The sequence below is a fragment of the Ghiorsea bivora genome (assembly GCF_000744415.1).
In the GTDB taxonomy this organism is placed as follows: Bacteria; Pseudomonadota; Zetaproteobacteria; order Mariprofundales; family Mariprofundaceae; genus Ghiorsea; species Ghiorsea bivora.
Genome location: NZ_JQLW01000001.1, coordinates 1 through 22,162, shown reverse-complemented (window position 1 = coordinate 22,162; position 22,162 = coordinate 1). Strand labels below are relative to the sequence as shown.

Annotated in this window: 17 protein-coding genes and 2 tRNA genes; 14 read left to right on the top strand and 5 right to left on the bottom strand. The window is 43.5% G+C overall.

The features are described 5' to 3' along the window. The first annotated feature begins 160 nt into the window (after window positions 1–160). Entirely contained in the window at window positions 161–301 is a 141-nt protein-coding gene (locus tag DM09_RS11445; RefSeq protein WP_198401630.1) for an Arm DNA-binding domain-containing protein, read from the top strand. 603 nt (window positions 302–904) lie between these two features. Here the strand turns inward: DM09_RS11445 and DM09_RS00090 are convergent. The 4 genes from DM09_RS00090 to alr form a co-directional block, all read right to left on the bottom strand. Further along, window positions 905–980, bottom strand: a tRNA-Phe gene (locus DM09_RS00090). Window positions 981–1,088: 108 nt separating this feature from the next. Then, a complete protein-coding gene (locus DM09_RS00085; RefSeq protein ID WP_038246494.1) occupies window positions 1,089–3,518 on the bottom strand; it encodes a hypothetical protein in 2,430 nt (809 codons plus the stop codon). Between the two features lie 53 nt (window positions 3,519–3,571). Then, window positions 3,572–5,533: an acetate--CoA ligase gene (acs, locus tag DM09_RS00080; RefSeq protein WP_038246492.1), complete on the bottom strand. Its 1,962-nt coding sequence runs from the start codon at window positions 5,531–5,533 to the stop codon at window positions 3,572–3,574. A 3-nt stretch (window positions 5,534–5,536) separates the two neighbouring features. Continuing rightward, window positions 5,537–6,607: an alanine racemase gene (gene alr, locus DM09_RS00075; RefSeq protein ID WP_038246489.1), complete on the bottom strand. Its 1,071-nt coding sequence runs from the start codon at window positions 6,605–6,607 to the stop codon at window positions 5,537–5,539. Window positions 6,608–6,728: 121 nt separating this feature from the next. Between alr and DM09_RS00070 the strand changes: the two genes are divergently transcribed. The 13 genes from DM09_RS00070 to lplT all read left to right on the top strand — a co-directional run bounded on the left by DM09_RS00070 (window position 6,729) and on the right by lplT (window position 21,688). Then, window positions 6,729–7,181 (top strand): Rrf2 family transcriptional regulator, encoded by a 453-nt coding sequence (locus tag DM09_RS00070; RefSeq protein WP_038246487.1) that lies wholly within the window; start codon window positions 6,729–6,731, stop codon window positions 7,179–7,181. Window positions 7,182–7,190: 9 nt separating this feature from the next. After that, entirely contained in the window at window positions 7,191–8,336 is a 1,146-nt protein-coding gene (locus DM09_RS00065; RefSeq protein ID WP_038246484.1) for a cysteine desulfurase family protein, read from the top strand. A gap of 117 nt (window positions 8,337–8,453) precedes the next feature. After that, window positions 8,454–10,715 carry a CHASE2 domain-containing protein gene (locus DM09_RS00060; RefSeq protein ID WP_038246482.1) on the top strand — a complete coding sequence of 754 codons (2,262 nt, stop codon included), beginning with the start codon at window positions 8,454–8,456 and terminating at the stop codon, window positions 10,713–10,715. Window positions 10,716–10,893: 178 nt separating this feature from the next. Next, window positions 10,894–10,968: transfer RNA gene (locus tag DM09_RS00055), tRNA-Val, on the top strand. A gap of 33 nt (window positions 10,969–11,001) precedes the next feature. Continuing rightward, window positions 11,002–12,906: a threonine--tRNA ligase gene (thrS, locus tag DM09_RS00050; protein WP_038246478.1), complete on the top strand. Its 1,905-nt coding sequence runs from the start codon at window positions 11,002–11,004 to the stop codon at window positions 12,904–12,906. 24 nt (window positions 12,907–12,930) lie between these two features. Continuing rightward, window positions 12,931–13,464 (top strand): translation initiation factor IF-3, encoded by a 534-nt coding sequence (gene infC, locus DM09_RS00045; RefSeq protein ID WP_051937830.1) that lies wholly within the window; start codon window positions 12,931–12,933, stop codon window positions 13,462–13,464. Between the two features lie 13 nt (window positions 13,465–13,477). Then, complete coding sequence (gene rpmI / locus DM09_RS00040) at window positions 13,478–13,675, top strand: 50S ribosomal protein L35 (protein ID WP_038246473.1); 198 nt, start codon at window positions 13,478–13,480, stop codon at window positions 13,673–13,675. A 21-nt stretch (window positions 13,676–13,696) separates the two neighbouring features. Continuing rightward, entirely contained in the window at window positions 13,697–14,053 is a 357-nt protein-coding gene (gene rplT / locus DM09_RS00035) for a 50S ribosomal protein L20 (RefSeq protein ID WP_038246469.1), read from the top strand. 172 nt (window positions 14,054–14,225) lie between these two features. Next, a complete protein-coding gene (gene pheS / locus DM09_RS00030; protein WP_038246467.1) occupies window positions 14,226–15,299 on the top strand; it encodes a phenylalanine--tRNA ligase subunit alpha in 1,074 nt (357 codons plus the stop codon). Further along, window positions 15,300–17,657: a phenylalanine--tRNA ligase subunit beta gene (gene pheT / locus DM09_RS00025; RefSeq protein WP_038246463.1), complete on the top strand. Its 2,358-nt coding sequence runs from the start codon at window positions 15,300–15,302 to the stop codon at window positions 17,655–17,657. Between the two features lie 125 nt (window positions 17,658–17,782). Next, window positions 17,783–18,379, top strand: coding sequence for a TetR/AcrR family transcriptional regulator (locus DM09_RS00020; protein WP_038246462.1), 597 nt, complete (start codon window positions 17,783–17,785; stop codon window positions 18,377–18,379). Then, window positions 18,376–20,535, top strand: coding sequence for an AMP-binding protein (locus DM09_RS00015; protein ID WP_051937828.1), 2,160 nt, complete (start codon window positions 18,376–18,378; stop codon window positions 20,533–20,535). Before DM09_RS00020 ends, DM09_RS00015 begins: the two co-directional genes overlap by 4 nt. Next, a complete protein-coding gene (lplT, locus tag DM09_RS00010) occupies window positions 20,528–21,688 on the top strand; it encodes a lysophospholipid transporter LplT (protein ID WP_038246460.1) in 1,161 nt (386 codons plus the stop codon). The genes DM09_RS00015 and lplT overlap by 8 nt, the downstream gene beginning before the upstream one ends. Before the next feature lie 85 nt (window positions 21,689–21,773). Here lplT and DM09_RS00005 read toward each other — a convergent pair. Beyond that, window positions 21,774–22,162 (bottom strand): IS4 family transposase (locus DM09_RS00005; RefSeq protein WP_038246457.1); only part of this gene is annotated, 389 nt, incomplete at its 5' end.

Below are 22,162 nucleotides of genomic sequence, written 5' to 3'. Positions count from 1 at the left end.
GTGAACATCTTACAAAAATGACGGTATATTTGACGGTATAAATCTATATTGGACAGTATGGCACGAAAATATACCGTCACTTCTTGGTTTTTTATATCTGTAAGTCCATGAAAAATCATTAAAAAATATTCCCAAACAGGGGAGGAAATGGGGTGATAATATGCTTCCAGATGTGAAAATTTGTGCAGTGAAACTTCCTGAAGGTAAGTCGCAAATTAAGCTAACAGATGGAGAAGGGCTGTATTTGCTTGTTTTAAAATCAGGAAAATATTGGCGTTTTGATTATAGTTTTGTTGGTTGACAGGTATATTCTAAGGTTGAGAAAAAATAAGTGTTCACTATGCTCAATACATAATCGGGCATATAAAATAAAAAAGTGAGGGATGTTTTATGGATAAACTAAATAGCTTTGAAATATTTATGGTAACCCTGTCCACACCATTCATTGTGGCAGCCTTATGGCACATGTACTTAAAATACCATGGCGGAAATAAACAGGGCTGTAAGAAATAAGCCTAACCAGAGTTTGTCATAGTTATAAAGCACATTGTTTTTTACAAGCCATGTGCTTTACATCGTATAAAAATTGAGGGGTTCTACCCTGGAATATTTGCTAGGTGCATATGAGAAATTTTCAAGTTTTGAGATGCTATTAATTCTACTATGTTCGGGTTGGGGGCTGCGCTTTTTCCGGGTGATTTCCGACTCGATAGTTGCGCCCAAGCCTGAGCATCGGCATGGGTTTCAAATGTTTTTGATTAAAGGGGATAACTTTTACGTGTAATCCGAACACGCCACTAATAAGGACCTTGTTTTGATATGCTTGCCATTGCACCATTTGACCATTTGTTGACCAAAAAGCAAATAAAAAAGGGACTACATTTCTGTAATCCCTTTATTTATATGGTGGCTCGACCTGGAATCGAACCAGGGACACAGGGATTTTCAATCCCTTGCTCTACCGACTGAGCTATCGAGCCAATCAAAAGAAGCAGGTAAATAATAAGCTGCTTTTTTCAGAGGTGCGATTTCTAGTGTGATTGGGCTTGGGTTGCAAGCTTTTCCTTACACTTTGTTCTTAAGAGCTCTTATTTCACCAAATGAATATGAATGGAAGCCGTGCTGCTTGTGCTGTGGTGTTTGTTCTGGGCGGCAATAAGATAGATGTTTTGTGGTTTTATGCCGCGTTTGGACATAAAATGTTTGATAAGCGCCTGTGTTTGATAGGATTGTATTTTGAGTTGTGAGGTGAGCTCGGATGTACCTAAGTCGGGTAGCAGTTCGACATGCCAGCCATGTCTTTTGGCTCGTTTTATCATTTGGCGTAAGCGAGTCCGTTCATTGTGGGATAGGGGGTCATTTTGATGGATACGAATACTGCCTAAAACTTTTCTCTGTTCGTTATGGGGCTTAGGATTTTGTGTATGACTAAGTTTGTTCATGGTTGCTTGCAATAGAGCTTGACCGATGACCTGCCCTAAATCTTGTGTTGCTTCGCCTTGAAAATTGAGTTGGTAGGAAATTTGATGATTGCGACTGAGGTGTTGAATAATGCTTTGCCCTGTTTGCCCCGTTGCTTGTAGTAGGAAGTCATCTTGTGTATTTAATGCGGTGAATTGTAAATGGCTAAACAAAAGTTTAGCTGTCCCTTGAATGTTAGTTTTTTTAGTTGCTTGCATTTGGATGCTGAATTGACCTTTGTTGAGCGTAGGCATGCCCGAAAAAGATAACCAAGGTGATAATGTAAACATATTGGCATGTTGTATGGATAATTGAATCTTTTTCCACTGCATCATGTGCTGTGCATCAGGTTGCAGTAACATGGTGGCATTGAGTTTGGATAACCCAAAGTCACTTTGAAAAGTTAAGCTGGTATTTTTGGTTTGCCAGTTGGAAATATACAGGTTGGCTTGGTTAAACCATGGCTGTTCACCGCCGATATTAATGCGACCATCTTGAAGTTGAATATTTTGTAGTTGCCACGGAATGCGCATCCAATTCTCTAAATGAGATGGTGTGCCCCATGCTTGGCGGGGGGTAAGCGGCAGCTGCATCATCCACTGACTGGCGGTAGCTGTCGCTTGTTGAACACCTTGTAGGTCGGCATGTTGAATGTGCAAATCGAATGTAGCAGCCTTAAATGCTTGGTTCTTCGATGCAAGGTGCATATTGTGTATGTTGACTTTCCCCGTTGTTTGCCATTGTTGCCAAGGTTTTATGGTAAGCTGAAGCTGGGTATCACCTTGTAAGGTTAAAGCTTTTTCTTGCAATGGTTTAGGCAGCAGGTTTCGCAGCAAACGCAGCGGCACTTCTTTGGCTGTGAGATGAATGTTGCCATCCTGACTTTTTATACGCACGAATTGTTCGTTGGCACTTTGTCCTGATACATCAAATTCAAGTTGGTTATTCTTTATTTTAGCATAACCATTAAGTGCTGGAAATGTGATGGGTGCGTTTTGTACGCGTAATGTGGGGTGTATATCAAGCAGGCTGATATTATCGAGATTGATATGCCATCCATTATCCAACTGGATTGTGCTGTATGTGTCTATGGTGAATGTGGCATCTTGAATGAGTAGACTGTCGATGGCTATGCGTTGCTTGGCGGTATTGATATGAACATCATGCACGGTGCTTTTGGTGATTTCACTTTGTAAGGCATGAAGACTGGTATCGGTCAAGGAAAGCTTGGGGCTGTTGATTACCCATGTTTTGCCTTGTTTGATAATCTCACCCTGACCTGTAATGCTGGTTTGTAAATCGGGGCGTACAATGTCCCAAGCATTTGCCGTAAATTGTGTGCGCCATTGATTATCTTCTTGGTTGATGTTGAGTTGCAGTGATTTGTTTTGACGCTGTTGTTGTACATGTATTTTAAGGTTTTTTGTAAGCCAAAAACCTGTCCAGTTGATATCACTGGTGATGTCTTGGTATTGGGCGATGATATGTCCAGTTTGCTGTTGGTTTTGTGTTGGTACAATACTATTCATTTGCCATGTGTTGGTGGTGTTGCCTAAAGAGCCTTGCGCTGTGATATGGCGTTGATTGGGTGAGCCAGATACCGTGAGCTGTTTAATCAAAAATTTGGGCATGCCAAAAGTCTGTTTGATGTCACTTTGGATAAGTTGCACACGTTTTGCATGATAAAAAATACGTGCCAGTGTATCAGGAAAAGTCATGTGTTGGGGTTGCCATGTTTTGTTGATCCCACTTGCATCATACGATGCATGATTGATAACCACTTGCTGTAATAAGGGGTGTTCACTAGTGATAGATGCGGGGTTTCCTTTGATGAAAAGTTGTTGAATAAACAAATCACCACCCAAATAGGTCGCTTTGATATTGTTGATGGTTAATGCGCCGCGCAACATGCGGAAATCAACGTGTTCTGCGCTTGCGCCCATGTTTTGTAACCATGAGGTGACTTGATTTCGTGCGGTATTATGTGCTGTCACTTGAATGGAATAATGCCATGCAATCAATAAAAGCAGTAATACACCAGAGACAGATAAATACACACGACCCACCGCCGAAGGTTTGGCAATGGGCGCATGATAAACCGAGTGTTCGGTTACGATAGCCCTTTACCTTGTAATTTACCTTGAAGCTGGGCGATGACAGACTGGTCTTCCAAGGTGGAAATATCTGAAGTGATGTCACGACCTGCGGCAATGTCCCTGAGTAAGCGGCGCATAATTTTACCTGAACGTGTTTTAGGTAAATTATCTGTAAAACGAATCACATCAGGTTTAGCGATAGCACCAATCTCTTTGGCAACATGGGTGCGAAGTTCTTGTTCCAATGTTTCACTGGCATCCACTTTAAGAATAACAAAAGCAAAGATGCCCTCGCCTTTGATGTCATCAGGGCGACCCACTACCGCAGCTTCTGCGACAGCATCATGGGAGACCAATGCTGATTCAATTTCCATGGTGCCCAAACGGTGTCCTGATACATTCAACACATCATCCACCCGCCCCATAATCCAGAAATAACCATCTTCATCTTTACGCGCGCTATCTCCCGCCAAATAATAAGCTTGGTCAGCAAAATCCTGCCAATAAGTCTCAACAAAACGGGCATCATCACCCCAGATGCCTCTGAGCATAGATGGCCAAGGTTTGGTGAGCACCAATAAACCACCGCCTTGAGCCACTGTCTCACCTGTTTCATCAACAATGTCAGCAAATACACCTGGCAAAGGCAGTGTGGCAGAGCCTGGTTTGGTGGGTACGGCAAATGGCATGGGTGCAAGCATGTGCCCACCTGTTTCGGTCTGCCACCATGTGTCCACAATGGGGCAACGACCACCACCAATCACTTCATGGTACCACATCCATGCCTCGGGGTTAATGGGTTCACCCACTGTACCCAATACGCGCAACTTGGATAAGTCATAAGCATTGGGGAATTTATCACCTGCTTTATTTAACGCGCGAATAGCTGTGGGCGCGGTATAAAAAATGGATACTTGATGGTCTTGGCAAATTTTCCAAAACCGACCTGCATCGGGATAGGTGGGTGTACCTTCATACATCACGGTCGTGCCGCCATTGGATAGTGGCCCATACACGGAATAGGAATGCCCTGTAATCCAACCCACATCGGCAGTACACCAAAATACATCAGACTCAGCTTTGAAATCAAAGCTATACAACATGGTGAGATGTGCCCAAAGCAAATAACCGCCTGTGCTATGCACAATACCTTTGGGTTTGCCCGTGGAGCCTGAGGTATAAAGGATAAACAGAGGGTGTTCAGCTTCAATGGTGGTGGGTTCACAGTTTTCAGATTGTTTATCACACAACTCATGCCACCACACATCTTTTTCATGCCATGTGATAGCATTGTTGCCACGTTTAACCACCAAGACATGTTCAAGGCTTGCGCAGCCTTCTTGGGTGGCTGTATCTACGCTGTCTTTAAGATTAAACACTTTGCCACGGCGATAACCACCATCGGCGGTAATGACCAGTTTTGCACCTGCGTCTTCAATACGGTCTTTAAGGGCTTGGGCGGAAAAACCACCAAAGACTACCGAGTGAGTGGCACCAATACGCGCACAAGCCAACATGGCAAATGCAGCTTCAGGAACCATAGGCATATAAATCACCACGCGGTCACCCTTGTTGATGCCTAACGCTTTCAAACCATTGGCTGCTTTGCTCACCTCACGCAATAGTTCTGCATACGAAATATGGCGGACATCGCCGGGTTCACCTTCCCAAATAATAGCCGTACGTGCACCAAACCCATTTGTCACATGCCTGTCGATACAGTTTTCCGAAAGGTTGATGTTGCCATCTTCAAACCATTTATAAAATGGTGGTTTGTCGCTGTTGAGCACAGTGGTAAATGGTTTTTGCCACGTGAGTTCGGTTTTTGCCAAGTTGCCCCAAGTACCTTCAAAATCAGCCTCAAACTTATCGCATAAAGCTTGTCTATCTGCTAATGAAGCAAAAGAACTATCCGATGCTGGCGGGTTAAATATACGGGTTTCTTCTAAAGTCGATTCAATATTGTCTTGGCTCATGGTTTACTCCTTAACATAGGTTCGCGGTACACGCGAAGGAATTTGCGTGAACAGCTCATAACTGATGGTTTGGCACTGTGTAGCGACGTGGTTGGCTGAGGGTTGACCATCATGGTATCCAAAGAACACAACTTCATCACCCACTTGCACATGATGTTGGTTTATAGCGAGCATACAATAGTCCATGCAAACACGGCCAACGATTGGTAATAGCTGACCATGTATCCAAGCTTGCCCTTGGTTGGATAATAATCTTGGTAAACCATCAGCATAACCTAATGCAACAATCGCGATACGCATATCTTGTGGTGCTGACCATGTAGCGCCGTAAGATACGGTTTCCCCTTTTTGAATGTCTCTTATTTGCATGACTTGGCTACGCAGTTGCATGATAGGTTTAAGCCCTAAAGCTTTGGAAGCTATCGGTTCTATGCCATAAAGTGCGAGTCCAGGGCGGGCAATATCCGTGTTGATATGTTGTGCAAAAGCAATCAGACCAGCGCTATTAAACAAGCTGTATGCGGGTGCTTGTATGGTTTGTTGAAGGGTTTTGAATTGTTTGATTTGTTGTTGGTTGAGCGCATGTTTAGGTTCATCAGCACATGCAAGGTGAGACATCATGCCAGCAAGTCGCATGGAAGGTGGGATTTGTTTAATCAGGGTTTGTGGTGATGTTGCGCCAATACGTGACATGCCAGTGTCTACCTTAAGCCAAAGTTTACCTGTGAAACCAGCGCAATGAAGCAAGGTGAGTTGTTCGGGTAATGCGATCACCGGGGTAAGTGCATATTTTTGACATAAAGCGGCATCCTCAGCATCAAAAACACCTGAAAATAACACAATATTGCTATCCTGTGGTATTTCACTGCGTAATGTTTCACCTTCATAAGCATCTGTTACAGCAAAATTTCGGCAGCCTTCTTGGTATAAGGTGTTTGCGATAGGTAATAGCCCGTGACCATAGGCATTGGCTTTAACCACTGCCATGATATTGGTTTCCCCTGCATGTTTTTGCAATAGGTGGTAGTTCCAAGCCAAGTGTTGAAGGTTTATGATTAATGTTGCAGGTCGCATGGGCTAAGTGTTGCTTTTATTGGCTACAAGGTCAAAAGGTGGGTACGCACTATACTTGACTAATTTGCTCAGGTATACCAGAATTCGGCATCAAAAATAAAATCATGGAGGTATGTGAACCATGCAATTAACGAGCAAAGGGCGGTACGCAGTATCCGCCATGGTAGATTTGGCAGGGCACCAAGATGAAGGGCCGATTACCTTGTCATCTATTTCTGAAAGGCAATATATTTCCTTATCGTATTTGGAGCAGTTGTTTCGTAAGCTTAGGGAAAATGGTTTGGTTGATTCGGTGCGCGGCCCTGGTGGCGGTTATCGTTTAGCAAAACCAACCCATGAGATTACCATTGCAGATATTATGCATGCAGTGAATGAAACCATTCAAACAACGATGTGCAAGTTGGAAACTGAAGGTTGTCATCGTGGAAGCCGCTGTGATACGCATAACTTATGGACAGCATTGGGTCACCATATCAATTTTTTCCTTGAAACCGTCACCATACAAGATGTTTGTGATGATAAAAACTATATGCATACATTAAAGGCAGTCGAAAAAACTTTGATGCACCACTAGGGTGCGGGCATGACATTTCAAAACAAACACATTTACCTTGATTATAATGCCACATGCCCACAGTTGCCCCAAGTAACCGTTGCGATGCAGGATGTTGTGGAAACAGCGTTTGGCAACCCATCCAGCCTACATTGGGCAGGGCGCAATGCGCGGCGTAAATTGGATGATGCTAGAGATACGATTGCCCAGTATTTTGCAGTGGATGCTGGTAGTGTTGTTTTTACTTCCGGTGGCACAGAGTCCAACAATATGGTGATTCAGGGTATGGTTGCAGGCGCAAAGTCAGGGCATATTGTCCTGTCTGCTATTGAACACCCTGCAGTATTGCAGGCTGTGGAGCAGTGGTGCATGCGTTATTCTGATTGGTCATTCACTCTGGTGAAACCCGATAAAGGTGGACGCATTGATGTGGAAACTTTTATGGCAGCATGTCAAGATGATACAAAGTTGGCTTGTTTGATGTGGGTCAACAATGAAACGGGTGTGATTCAGCCTGTGTTTGAAGTGAGTAAACATTGCCGTGAGCGTGGCATTTCATTTTTTGTAGATGCCGTACAAGCTTTGGGTAAATTTGAAATCAATCTTCAACAATTGGATGCTGATTTTGTCAGTTTCTCAGCGCATAAAATTGGTGGCCCTCGTGGTGTAGGGGCATTGGTGATGCGTCGAGGTGTGTCATTGGAGTCCTTGATGATAGGGGGTGGGCAAGAACGAGGTCGTCGTTCAGGCACCGAAAATGTTGTTGGTGTTTCTGGTTTTGCAGCAGCACTTGGGCAACAGGATTATGCGCCTATTCAACATTTGCGTGACTTGTTTGAAAGCAAGTTGTTGGCGGCATTACCTGATGTTTGTATTTTTGGTCAAACCCATCAACGCACGGCAAACACCAGTATGTTTTGTGTGCCAGGGTTAGAGGGTGAAACATTATTAATGCAAATGGATTTGATGGGGTTTGCCGTGGCTTCGGGCTCAGCATGTTCATCAGGTAAACGTGAACCATCACATGTTTTGCTGGCAATGGGTTTGCCTGAACAACAGGCGAGAAGTAGTCTGCGTGTGAGTTTCGGTTTGGAGCATGATGAAACAACGGTAGATGCTTTAATTGCGGCTTTGTGCAAAATAAAAGCAAGATTACGTCAAATGAGTGGGCGTTGATACACAATCTTCTTAGTGCGTAATAAGCTGTTTTTACAGTGAAAACTTGAAGAGAAGGAATTGAACAGCTACGTTAAGCTTTGCAATAGCATGGTTTTATGCTGCTAGGAGGGCTTCTTGCTTCAGTCCATTACGAAATTTATTGAGCAACATGCGAAGTGGCTGGGTATGCCGCTGGTTGTGCTGATGTCATGTGTTGCTTTTTCTCTTGTGATTATTAAACCCAATGCTTTAGAACAATTTGAAATGAAATCCTTGGACTTTCGTTTTCAGGCTAGAGGACCTATCCCTGCCGATCCTAGAGTTGTTATTATTGCGGTGGATGATAATTCGCTTGCCGAAGTGGGGCGTTGGCCGTGGTCTCGGGATTTGATTGCGCAAGTGGTTGATAAAGCTGTAGGAAAATACGGTGCAAAAGCCTTGGGTTTTGATATTGTGTTCTCAGAAAAACAGGTGAATAAAGTAGATGAAGCCATACGCGTTTTGCGTACAGCAGTAGCAGATGACCCTTATACTTTGAATCATTTAGCATGGTTAAAACAGCATCGCCAATGGGGTGATGTGGATGGTGAGCTTGAAGCTGTCATTAAAAAATATAAAGATAAGTTGGTGCCTGGTTACTTCTTTTATCCGCAAGGTGCAGATGTGCCTGAATTGGTTTTAAAACAAATGCCTGCTGAAGCTGAATTGATGCAATCGTTGGCGATGATATCGAAGTTTAGTAAAGAAGCCATGTTGAGCATGCCGCATATTGCTGCCATTGAAGGGAACTTACCGCGTATTACGCAGGCGGCAGATGCGATTGGTTTTTTTAACTTCTTTCCTGATTCTGACGGTACGGTGCGCCGTATCCCATTGATGGCTGAAATGGATGGTTTTGTGTACCCCAGTATGGCTATGCAAACCTTACGTATGTATTTGGATTGGCCGGGCATGGCTGTTGTCGTGGGCGAAGCTGGTGTAGAAGAAGTTCAGTTAGGGCCATTGTCTATGCAGACCGATGAGCGCGGTAATATGTTGCTTAATCATTATGGGCCAGGACGTACATTTAAGCATATTTCAGCTGCAGATATTTTGTATGATCGTTTAAAGGGTGATGAGCTTAGAGATAGAATTGTTATTTTTGGTGTGACAGCCATTGGTGTTTATGATTATCGACCCACACCATTTGATTCGGTGTTTCCAGGGGTAGAAGGGCATGCGGTTGCGATTGCTAATATTTTGAATGGCGAAGAATTGCGCAGACCAATTTCAGTAGAAGTTTTGGAGTTGTTGGCTGTGTTATTATTGAGCATGTTGGCTGGTTATTTGGTATATCATCGCCCTCCTTTGGTGCAAGGGTTGAGTATTATAGGTATTCCGCTGTTGATAATGGTTTTTTCGCAGTGGATGTTTACGGCACAAAATATTTGGATTCAAGAAACCTATCTTATTATTGGCGTATTGTTGGCAACATTACCTACAGCATTGTTTGGTTATATTATCGAGTCGAGAAAACGCGCTTTTATTCATGATGCTTTTTCACATTATTTGGCACCGTCTGTGGTAGAGAATTTAGCAAAAAACCCTGATGCCTTGAAGCTGGGTGGTGAAGAAAAACATTTAACAGCTTTTTTCTCAGATATTGCTTCATTTTCAACTTTTTCGGAGAAATTAACGCCATCGGAGTTGGTCGCATTTTTAAACCGTTATCTTACGGCTATGAGTGATATTCTTCTGGCGCAAAAAGGAACAATCGATAAATATGAAGGTGATGCCATTATCTCATTTTTTGGTGCGCCCATTGACCTTGAAGATCACGCCGTGCGTTGTGTCGTTGCAGCGTTGGAACAGCAAAAGAAGTTGACTTTGTTGCGTGAGGAATGGAAAGAAGAGGGTTTACCAGAAGTACATGTGCGTATTGGCATCAACTCTGGGCCTATGGTTGTGGGGAATATGGGAACACAATCGAGTATGAATTATACCATTATGGGTGACCATGTGAATTTGGCAGCACGCCTTGAAGGTGTATGTAAAGTTTACCGTGTACCTATTTTGATGAGCAAGGACACGTATGTGTTGGTGCGTAACGAGGTGTCCGCGCGTTTTGTTGACCGGGTTCGTGTGGTTGGGCGCTCTCAGCCTGTAGATTTATATCAACCAATTGGGATGAGGAGCGAGGTGACACAAGCGCAAATACAAGAAAGTAGGGCTTATGAACAAGCTTGGAGTTTGATGATGCATGGTCAATATGAAGATGCCCTGCAGGCGATGAGCATCTTGTATGTAGAAAACCCTGAATGTGGGCTTTATGATGTCATGGTGAATCGTTTGAAGACTTATACGCAAACACCACCGCCTGACGATTGGGAAGGTGTGTTTAACCTTAAAAGCAAATAATAAAAATAAAGTTTTCGAGGTGTTTTGCGTAAGCCTTTTGTCGTGTAAAAAGACAGTAGGCTTTCGGTCGTTTTTTAAGTTTGGAAAAGGTGGTTGTCGAACACTGTGAAGTAAGGCTTGCCTTGTGGAGGCTTGTTCTTACAATGCGCAGCCCTGCACACTGCAGGTTGATTGATTTAGGCTCGTAGCTCAGGGGTAGAGCACCACCTTGACATGGTGGGGGTCGGCGGTTCGAAACCGCCCGAGCCTACCATTTTTTGTAGGACGCAAGGAGTAGAGCTTTTTTATGAATATCCAATTGCCAGATGGCTCTACACGAACCTTAAACGATGGTGCAACAGCATTCGATTTAGCCATGGATATTGGCGAAGGGTTAGCAAGGGCTGTGATTGCAGCGAAAGTGAACGGCGATGTTGTTGATTTGTCATACGCCTTATCTGATGGCGATAGTGTTGCTTTGATTACTGAAAAGTCTGATGAAGCCTTGGAAGTGATTCGTCACTCTACCGCACATTTATTAGCCATGGCAGTGCAAGAAGTGTTTCCTGCTGCGCAAGTGACGATTGGTCCTGTGATTGAAGATGGTTTCTACTACGATTTTGCTTTTGAGCGCGCTTTTACACCGGATGATTTAAAAGTCATTGAAAAGAAAATGAAAGAAATTGCCAAACGTAAACTTCCGATTGTGCGTGAAGTTTGGCAGCGTGATGATGCGATTGCGCATTTTGAAAACATTGGCGAAAAATACAAAGCATTGTTGATTGGTCGTATTCCTGAAGGCGAAGAAGTTAGTATTTACAAACAAGGTGAATGGGGCGACTTATGTCGTGGTCCACATGTGCCTAACACTTCTAAGCTTAAACATTTTAAATTGATGAAAGTGTCCGGTGCATATTGGGAAGGTAATGCGGAAAATGAGCAGCTTCACCGTATTTATGGCACGGCTTGGTCATCTAAAGATGACCTAAAAGCCTATTTGCATCGATTGGAAGAAGCCGAGAAACGCGACCATCGCAAGTTAGCTAAACAATTGGACTTGTTCCATCTTCAAGAAGAAGCGCCAGGTATGATTTTCTGGCACCCTAAAGGTTGGAATATTTGGCAGGTTGTTGAGAATGAAATTCGTTCCATCATGCGTGATAATGGCTACCAAGAAATCAAAACACCACAGGTTGTAGATAGAAAACTTTGGGAAAAGTCCGGGCATTGGGAAAAGTTCCGTGAGGATATGTTTACCACCAGCACAGAAAACCGTGAATATGCGATTAAACCCATGAACTGCCCTTGCCATATTCAGGTGTTCAATCAGAATTTACATTCATATCGTGATTTGCCACTGCGTTTGGCTGAGTTCGGCTCATGTCATCGTAATGAACCATCGGGTACATTGCATGGTTTGATGCGTTTGCGTAACTTTGTACAGGATGATGCGCATATTTTCTGTGCAGAAGAGCAAATTCAAGATGAAGTCGGTACATTTATCGACTTGGTGTATGAAACATACAAGAAATTTGGTTTTGAAGAGGTCATTATCTTCTTGTCTGACCGCCCTGAAAAACGTGTGGGTACAGATGAGCAGTGGGATAAGGCTGAGTCATCTTTGCACGAGGCTTTGAAGTCTAAGGGTATTGAATATGGTTTAAACCCTGGTGAAGGGGCATTTTATGGCCCTAAGATTGAGTTCTCGCTCAAGGACTGTTTGGGGCGTGTTTGGCAATGCGGTACGATTCAAGTGGACTTCTCTATGCCAGGTCGTCTGGATGCAGAGTATATTGGTGCTGATGACAAAAAACATGTGCCAGTGATGTTGCACAGGGCAATCTTGGGCTCATTAGAGCGGTTTATCGGTATTTTGATTGAAGAACATGCGGGTAAATTCCCATTTTGGCTTGCGCCAACACAAGTTGTGGTGTGTAATATCTCGGATTCACAGTCAAATTATGTTCAAGAAATCACTGAAAAAATGCGGCTTGCAGGCTTTAGAGTAGAATCGGACTTGCGTAATGAGAAAGTCGGCTATAAGGTGCGCGCCCACACTTTGCAGCGTGTACCCTTCATTTTAGTGGTGGGTGAGCGTGAAAAAGAGGAAAACACTGTATCTGTGCGTACCCGAAGTGGTGATAACTTAGGTGTACAATCTGTGGATTCATGGATTGCAGAGATGCAAAATATGAAAAATCAGTACCTGTAACAGGGAAGCTGGAAAAAACGTAAGCTGGCAAGGAGAGTACTTATCGCCAAGAAAGAATTAGCAGTGAACCATGACATTGAAGCTCCAGAAGTTCGTGTTATTGGTCATGACGGAGAACAAATTGGTGTTTTGAAACGCCATGAGGCTATTGCAAAAGCAGAAGAAGTTGGGCTGGATCTCATTATGATGTCACCCAATGCCAAGCCGCCTGTCTGCAAAATTATGGATTATGGCAAGTATAAGTACGACCAAAGCAAAAAAGCGAACGAAGCAAAGAAAAAGCAACATGTGATTCAAGTGAAGGAAGTGAAGGTTCGCGCCACCACTGACCAACATGATTTGGATGTAAAGCTTAGAAATGTTCGTAAGTTCTTGTCAGAAGGTAACAAAGTTAAAGTGTCTTTGCGTTTTCGTGGTCGCGAAATGGCGTATACGGGGCAAGGACGTGAGCAATTGGAACATATTGCTGAAGAAGTAAAGGAATTGGGCAAACCTGAAAAAATGCCTAACATGGAAGGACGGCAAATGATTATGATCATTAATCCGTTGAAGAAATAGAGGTTGGTACACAATGCCTAAGATGAAAACACACAGTGGTGCTGCAAAACGTTTTTCTAAAACAGGAAGCGGCAAATGGAAGCGTAATAAAGCAAACGCTCAACACATTTTGACTAAAAAATCGCCGAAGCGTATTCGTGGATTCCGTGGTACAACTTTAGTTGCACCATCAGATGTTAAAGCTTTGAATCGTTTGATTCCCGGCGCATAAGTTAGTAGATAGGAGAAAGATATGCCTCGCGTAAAATCAGGTGTTCAGGCGCATGCTCGTCATAAGAAAGTTATTAAAGCTGCAAAAGGTTATTACGGTCGTCGTAAGAGCTGTTTCCGTGTAGCTACTCAAGCGGTAGATAAAGGTCGCCAGTATGCGTACCGTGACCGTAAAGTTAAAAAACGTGATTTCCGCAGTTTGTGGATTGTTCGCATCAATGCGGCAGCACGTTTGAATGGTTTAAGCTATTCACGTTTCATGTTTGGTTTAACCCAAGCTGGTATCACGCTAGATCGTAAAGTTCTTGCTGATATCGCAGTTCGTGATGCAGAAGCGTTTGCGCAACTTGCAGCAACGGCTAAAGCAAACATTCAATAAATATTCCCGACAGATGTCGGATGTTCGATTGGAGAATGGCAGGGTCGTAATGACTCTGCCATTTTTGTTTGTGCAAAACTTTTTTGAACCGCATAGTGCGCGGTACCCACAAGGGGTAAACTTCTTGCCTTGAGAGTAGGCAATTCATCACAGCTAAACAGAGGTTTAACGTATGAGTGAGATTGATTCTTTAAAAGCACAGCTACAAGCGCTGCAAGAGAAAGCGTTGGCTTTGTTTGCAGATGCAGCTGATTTAAAAGCATTGCAAGCCTTGCGTGTGGCTTATTTGGGTAAAAAAGGTGAACTGACCAGTGTGCTTAAAGGCGTGGGTAAGTTACCACCGCAAGATAGACCTGTGATTGGTCAGTTTGTAAATGCGACCAAAAATGCATTGGCGGAAGCTTTGGATAAAGCTGAATCTTTATTGGCGAGCAAAGAAAAAGAAGCGCGTATTGATGCAGAGCGTATTGATGTAACCTTGTCTGGACGCACGTCAACGCCCGGCGCACTTCATCCTGTGCAGCAGGGTTTGCATGAAATGACGGCTATATTCTCTCAAATGGGTTTTGCGCTGGCGGAAGGTCCTGAAATTGAAGATGAATTTCATAACTTCGATGCTTTAAATATTCCTGCAGAACATCCTGCGCGTGCCAACCATGATACCTTTTTCTTTGATATTGAAGGCACCGCCGATACAAAATTATTGCGCACGCATACTTCACCCGTACAAATTCGTGCTATGCAAGCTTGTGTGGATGCAGGTGGTGAACCGCCACTTGCGGTAGTAGCAGCGGGGCGTGTTTATCGTTGTGATTATGATGTGACCCATTCACCTATGTTTCATCAGGTTGAAGTGTTTAAGGTGGATAAAGATGTATCGCTGGCGCATTTAAAAGGTGTGCTACAACATTTCTTGTCAGCTTATTTTGAAAAAGATGTACCGATTCGTTTGCGCCCCCATTATTTCCCGTTTACAGAGCCTTCTGCGGAAGTAGATATTGGTTGTGTATTTTGCAATCACAAAGGTTGCCGTATTTGTAAAGGCAGCGGTTGGATTGAAGTGTTGGGCAGCGGTATGATTCACCCCAATGTGCTGAAAGCGGTGGGTATTGATAGCAGTATATATTCTGGATTTGCCTTTGGTTTGGGCGTGGAGCGTTTGGTGATGCTAAAACATGGTATTCCTGATTTGCGATTATTCTTTGAAAACGATGTGCGATTCTTACGCAGAATGGGGGCTAAGTAGATGAAAATTCCATTTTCTTGGTTAAAAGAGCATTGCCCCATTGAAAAAACACCGCAAGATGTTGCTGATGATTTGGTACGTTTGGGGCATGAAGTTGAAGGTATTGAAACACCGCGTGCTGGTGTGAAAGGCGTTCGCGTGGGTCATATCGTGGAAATGAAACCACATCCTGATGCAGACAAATTGAAACTGCTTAAAATTGATTTGGGTGATGTTGACCATCTTGCCATTGTATGTGGTGCATCGAATATGGTGGAAGGCGATAAAGTACCCGTTGCCACTGTAGGTACGAGTTTACCCAATGGTTTAAAAATTAAAAAAGGTAAAATCCGTGGTGAGGTTAGCTTTGGCATGTGCTGCTCGGAAGCTGAACTTGGTTTGGCTGAAGATGCAGATGGTTTGTTGATTCTACCCAAAGATGCTCCCGTAGGCGAAGAAGTTGGTGAATACCTCGAGCTTGAAGAAGCGGTATTGGACTTGGACATTACACCCAACCGCGGTGATTGCATGAGTCTAAGAGGTATCGCAAGAGATTTGGCAGCAGATTATGCTCTGCCGTTGATTGAGCCTGGTGATGAAGTTGTAACAACCGATGATAGTGTGGTTGCGCCGACTGTTGCGGTTACAGCCAGTGAAGATTGCACATTGTATACGGCTTGCCGCATTGAAGGGGTGAAAGTGGTTGATTCACCTGAATGGTTGCAAACACGTTTAATTGCAGCGGGTTTGCGTCCGATTAATGGCGTGGTGGATGTGATTAACTATACCATGTTGGATTTGGGGCAACCCATGCATGCTTTTGATGCGGACACACTGGATGGAAGCATTACTGTGCGTTTAGCCAAAGCAGGCGAAACGTTTACCTCTTTAGAAGGCAAAGAAGTGAGCCTTCAGGCTGAAGACTTGGTGATAGCTGATGATGCCCATGTGATTGCTTTGGCGGGTATTATGGGTTCAGAACCTACGGGTGTGACTGAAAAAACCAGCAATATCATCTTGGAATCCGCAGCCTTTAGACCTGCGCGCATTAGTATTACGCGGCGCACTTGCGGTTTGGTATCGGATTCATCCATGCGTTTTGAGCGGGGCGTTGATCCTGCCATGATTGCGGTTGCTATGGATCAAGTAGCACAAATGATTGTGAGTTTGTTTGGTGGCCAAGTTAGCAAAACTACAGCCGTAGGTGATGCGGATAGTTTAATTAAAGACACGCAAATAAAAGTGAATATGCAGCGCATTGAATCACGTCTTGGCATTGAAGTGCCTAAAACGGCAGATGCAGTGCTGGAACGTATGGGTTTTGGTATTGAACATGATGGGGATATTTTAAACTTTAGTGTACCCAGTCATAGACCTGATGTGCGGTTGGCAGAAGATATTTCTGAAGAATATGCACGTGTGATTGGTTTTGACAATATCCCTGCAGTGTTACCACCGTTGACAACTATTCAACCAAGTAAGGTGGATACAGGTATTGCTGATGCAGTGCGTTTGGGTTTTGTGCAAGTGATTAATTATGCTTTTATCTCAAAAGATGAGCAGCGTTTATTTGTACCTGTTGATGATAAAGATTTGATATTACCCAATCCGATTTCTGAAGCCATGAGCGTGATGCGTCGTTCGATGTTTCCAAGTTTGTTGAATACGGCAAAATACAATATGAACCGTCAGCAAACAGGTGTGGCATTGGTTGAGCAAGGTCGAATTTATACGGGTCCGCTTGATGAACATACAGAAACCAATATGTTGGCTTGGTTGATGACGGGTGATGTGCAGCAAGATACTTGGTATGCGAAGTCTCGAAAAGCTGATTTCTTTGATTTGAAAGGTGCGATTGAATCATGGTTGCAAGGGCGCGGTTTAACGGCGCGTTTTATGGCAGATGATGATGTGCAAGGTTTACAAGCAGGGCAAACAGCAAAGATTTTTATTGGTAAATCCGTAGCGGGTTATGTCGGTAAAGTGGATGGTGATTTGGCGGGTGGTTTTGATTTATCCGATGATGTGTTTGTGGCATCCATCAATTTGGATGTATTACACACGGGCAAAAAAGCCAAGTTCCAGCCTATTCCCGAGTTTCCATCGATTGAACGCGATCTGGTGTTTCTGTTTGATAAGGGTGTCACTTCCGATGTTATTCTACAAACTGTGCGTAAAGCTTGTGGGCAGCAGCTGGTTGATGCCTCTATTTTTGATTTGTATGATGGTCAAGGTGTGCCTGAAGGTAAGGTGAGTTTGGGTATTCGTTTTGTATTACAAGATGCCAAACGTACACTGACACAAGAGGATTCAGACAAGGTGATGCAAGCAGTAATTGATGCAATGGCAACGAAGTTTAAAGCAGAACTTCGCGGATAACATCCTTTTAGAAATAAAAAAGTCAGGCTAAACTAGACTAGCCTGACTTTTTTCGCTTGACATAATGAACAGTGTTCACTTTACTGTTCCGGTGGTATGAACAGCGTTCACTTTGAGAGGATCTTATGGCAAGAGGAAAACATACGCGTGAAGAAATCAGGCAGCTGGCGATTGATGTTGCTGAGCAGTGTATTGTTGAGCATGGCATGCAGGGGATGAATGCAAGACATATTGCCAAAGAAATGGGTTATGCTGTAGGTACATTATACCAAGTATTTAAGAGCATGGATTTGCTTATTTTTGAAGTCAATATGCGCTCATTGTTGGCTTTGGAGAAATATTTACGTGCAGCGGTGCAAGATGCGACACATTGTCATGCGGCGATTGAAGCCATGGTGATGCGTTATGTGGATTATGCATTGCAAGAAACAAATCGCTGGCAGACTTTGTTTGAGCATCGTTTGCCTGATGATGTAGAGCTTCCTGAAATATATCAAAAACATAGGGCACAATTGTTTCGTCTGCTTGAAGAACAGTTGAAATGCGCCTATCCTGATAAGTCTAATCAAGACATTGCCTTAGAGGCGAGGGCGTTATGGGCGGGCGTACATGGGATTTGTACCCTAACACTGCTGAACAAGTTGGATGATGATGGTTTGCACATCAAAGATATTGTGCAAACTTTATTGGTCCGTTTTAACATTGAGGGAGGTGATGTATGAGATTGTTGATGTTTTTTGCTAAGATATTATTAAAACAGGTGTTTAAGGTGAAAGTGATAGGTTTGGAGCATCTTAAAGACCTAGATGAACGCGCCCTTATTGTAGCAAACCATACATCATTCTTAGATGGTATTTTATTAACATTGTTTTTACCCATCAAAGTCAGCTTTGCAATACATGGGCAATATTATAATAAATGGTGGATGGCACCCGTTAAACGTATTGTGTCATTATTTGCCATTGATCATAGCGATCCTATGGCGATGAAAAGTTTGATTCAGCATGTCAAAGAAGGGCACAGAGTTGTGGTATTTCCTGAAGGTAGAATTACTTCTACGGGTTCATTGATGAAGGTATATCCAGGCTCTGGTATGGTGGCGGATAAAGCAGACGCGACTATACTTCCCGTGTGCATTCAGGGAGCGCAGTACTCTCATCTTTCACGTATGCAAGGACAGGCTAAATTGCGTTGGTTTCCGCAAATTTCCTTAACCATTTTACCGCCAACAAACATGGTTTTTCCTGAAGGTATAAGTAGCCGTGAACGTAGGCATAAAGCAGGGGAGCAGCTGGCGGATATTATGCGGGACATGGTGTTTCAATCGTCCAACTATAAACAACGGCTTTGGGATAGTTTACTCGATGCGGCTGTGATTCACGGTAAAAAACATGAGGTGATTGAAGATTTGGAGCGTACACCGTTGCATTATGCAGATATTTTTACGCGCAGCATGGTTTTACAGCAACTGTTGCCCAAGTCGTTGCAAAAGGGTGAGCGTGTTGGTTTGATGTTACCCAATGCCAATGGTTGCTTTTTAACCTTTTTTGCTATGCAGGCACGCGGGCTTATTCCAGCTATGTTGAACTTTTCAGCAGGTGAGAAAGCTGTGCTTGCTGCGCTAAAAACTGCCAGTGTGAGCACGGTGATAACATCGAAGAAGTTTATTGAATTGGCAGAGTTGGATGAACTTATCGCTGCGATTGCCACCAAAGCTGAAGTTGTTTATTTGGAAGACCTGAAAGAAAACCTGAATATAGTTCATAAGCTGAAAGGTTTGGTGATGGCGAAATTCCCAAGTTTGGGTATTCGCAGGTTGATTAAACATGTGAAACCAAATGATGCAGCAGTGGTATTGTTTACGTCGGGCTCAGAAGGTGTGCCCAAGGGCGTGGTGCTTTCACATCAAAATATCTTGGCAAATGTGGAGCAAGTACGTGCTAGTATTTCATTTAATGAAAATGATGTGTGTTTGAATGCACTGCCTATGTTTCACTCTTTCGGGCTAACGGCAGGCACCATGTTAACCACTTTAAATGGTATCAAAACATTCTTTTACCCTTCGCCACTGCATTATCGTATTATCCCTGAAATGGCCTATGATATCAATGCAACCATCATTTTTGGTACCAATGTCTTTTTAGCAGCATACGCAAAATATGCGCATCCTTATGATTTTTATACCATGAAATATGCTGTAGCAGGTGCTGAAAAGTTACAACAGGAAACACGCGATTTGTGGATGGAGAAGTTTGGTGTGCGTCTGCTGGAAGGGTACGGTGCCACGGAAACCAGCCCAATCTTATCGGTGAACACGCCCATGCATTTTAAGCTGGGCACTGTGGGGCGATTTATGCCCAGCATTGAATACAAATTGGAGCATATTCCAGGTATTCCCAAAGGTGGTCGGTTGTTTGTGAAAGCACCCAATGTGATGAAAGGTTATTTGTTGCATGATAATCCGAGTGAAATTCAACCACCCAAAGACGGTTGGTATGACACGGGTGACATTGTTGAAGTGGATAATGAAGGTTTTGTACATATTCAAGGCAGAGCCAAACGATTTGCCAAAGTGGCAGGAGAAATGATTTCACTCACGGCAGTGGAAGAATTATGTAAACACTGTTGGTCTGAGCATGAACATGTGGCACTGGCTTTTCCTGATGTGGGTAAGGGTGAGAAAGTTGTGCTGATGAGTACCCTAGAATCACCAAGTCGCAAGGATTTGGTGGCATATGTTAAAGAACATGGCATTAATGAGTTAAATGTGCCTAAAACATATTTGTATACCTCTGAGATACCACTGTTGGGTACGGGTAAAATTCATTATGTGGCAGCGCAAGCATTGGCTGAGAAGATGTTGGCGGGTAATGAATAAAGATATTCGTAAGCTGCTTACTGCCCAATTTTTAACGGCAATGGCAGACAATGCGATGTTGTTTGTGGCGGTGGCGATGGTGATGCAAGGTGCATTGCAAGGTGATTGGTATGTGCCTGCGCTTCAAGGTTGTTTTTTGGTGGCATTTGTGGTGTTAGCCCCTTGGGTGGGCACGTTTGCCGATACTCATTCCAAACCCAAAGTGTTGATGTTAGCCAATATCATTAAAGGTGTGGGCGCATTGATGTTGCTGTTGGGTATGGAGCCTTTAATTGCTTATGCTGTGGTGGGTGTCGGGGCTGCGACATACAGCCCTGCTAAGTATGGGATTCTACCTGAGCTTGTGGATAATGATGATGATTTAATGAAGGGTAATGGCTGGGTAGAAGGCAGCACCATTGTTGCGATTTTGGTGGGCACGGTGGTTGGTGCGAAGGTTGCGGATTATTCCATTCATATGGCACTGCTTTTTGTGTTAAGTTTATACACCGTCTCGGCTGTGGTGGCGTTGTTGATGTCCAAGCTGCCTGCGGCACATAAAAAAGAAGCCAAGGGTGCCTTGGGTAGTTTTAAGGCAACAGTGACCACCTTACTTTCCAACCCTAGAGCACGTTTTTCCACTTTGGGTGTGAGTTTGTTTTGGGCATCGGCAGTATCCTTGCGTCTCATTATTATTGCTTGGGCGCCTGTGGTGTTGTTATTGTCCACCACTGAAGATATTTCACTGCTTTCATTGTTTATTGCGCTGGGCATTGCATGCGGCGCACTTTTAGCCCCTAAAATCATCCCCATGCACCAATTAAGGCGGGTGCGATTTGCAGCTTATGCTTTGGGTTTAAGTATTTTGGCTTTGATGTTGGTGGATGATGTTAACGTAGCGCGGGCGTTGTTGTTTGTTGCAGGTTTGTGCGGTGGTTTGTTTGTTGTGCCGGTGAATGCGGTATTGCAAGATATTGGGCATCAATCGGTGGGTAGCGGGCATGCGGTTGCAGTGCAACATTTCTTTGAAAATACGGCAATGTTGACGGCTACGGCTGTGTATACTTTTGCAGTGAGTATGGGGGTGGCTGCAACCACATCCATGATGGTATTGGGTGGTTTTATTTTGGTGGTGACAACTATCATTGCGGAAAAATTACCTGAAAATACATAGGTTTGGATAAAGGGGAAGGTACGAAGATGTGTTGGTTATTTATAAAAAGGGCTCTGACCCACTGCTGTCCCACTTAGATTTGTATTCAAAACTTCCACCCCAATTGATTCGTATTTTCAAGTTTTTGTTCGGGAGGCTTGAAGATTTCCATCAAGTTTCTACTCACGAACAAATTCATTTGTAGCAATCGAATAATTTGCATCGGGCTTTGTTTCAAGTTGAATGTAAACTTCATCCAAGCAAGCATAAGGTAAGTGCAAAGTGCGACCATAATTTGTGTGATAACAGCATTCATAGAGGTGCCAATGAATGTTTTTATTTTTAGGTTTTGCTTAATCCACTTAAAGAACAATTCAACTTGCCATCGCTGTCTGTAAATACCTGCAATAGTATTGGCTGACCAATGAAAATGATTGGTTATAAAGGTGAAAATCTTACCTGTTTCTTCATCTTTATAGACAACCTTACGCACAG

Coding starts and splice junctions, on each gene's coding strand:
- DM09_RS11445 (WP_198401630.1), top strand. CDS start 161: ATGCTTCCAGATGTGAAAATTTGTGCAGTGAAACTTCCTGAAGGTAAG.
- acs (WP_038246492.1), bottom strand. CDS start 5,533: ATGAGCCAAGACAATATTGAATCGACTTTAGAAGAAACCCGTATATTT.
- alr (WP_038246489.1), bottom strand. CDS start 6,607: ATGCGACCTGCAACATTAATCATAAACCTTCAACACTTGGCTTGGAAC.
- DM09_RS00070 (WP_038246487.1), top strand. CDS start 6,729: ATGCAATTAACGAGCAAAGGGCGGTACGCAGTATCCGCCATGGTAGAT.
- DM09_RS00065 (WP_038246484.1), top strand. CDS start 7,191: ATGACATTTCAAAACAAACACATTTACCTTGATTATAATGCCACATGC.
- thrS (WP_038246478.1), top strand. CDS start 11,002: ATGAATATCCAATTGCCAGATGGCTCTACACGAACCTTAAACGATGGT.
- rpmI (WP_038246473.1), top strand. CDS start 13,478: ATGCCTAAGATGAAAACACACAGTGGTGCTGCAAAACGTTTTTCTAAA.
- rplT (WP_038246469.1), top strand. CDS start 13,697: ATGCCTCGCGTAAAATCAGGTGTTCAGGCGCATGCTCGTCATAAGAAA.
- pheS (WP_038246467.1), top strand. CDS start 14,226: ATGAGTGAGATTGATTCTTTAAAAGCACAGCTACAAGCGCTGCAAGAG.
- pheT (WP_038246463.1), top strand. CDS start 15,300: ATGAAAATTCCATTTTCTTGGTTAAAAGAGCATTGCCCCATTGAAAAA.
- DM09_RS00020 (WP_038246462.1), top strand. CDS start 17,783: ATGGCAAGAGGAAAACATACGCGTGAAGAAATCAGGCAGCTGGCGATT.
- DM09_RS00015 (WP_051937828.1), top strand. CDS start 18,376: ATGAGATTGTTGATGTTTTTTGCTAAGATATTATTAAAACAGGTGTTT.
- lplT (WP_038246460.1), top strand. CDS start 20,528: ATGAATAAAGATATTCGTAAGCTGCTTACTGCCCAATTTTTAACGGCA.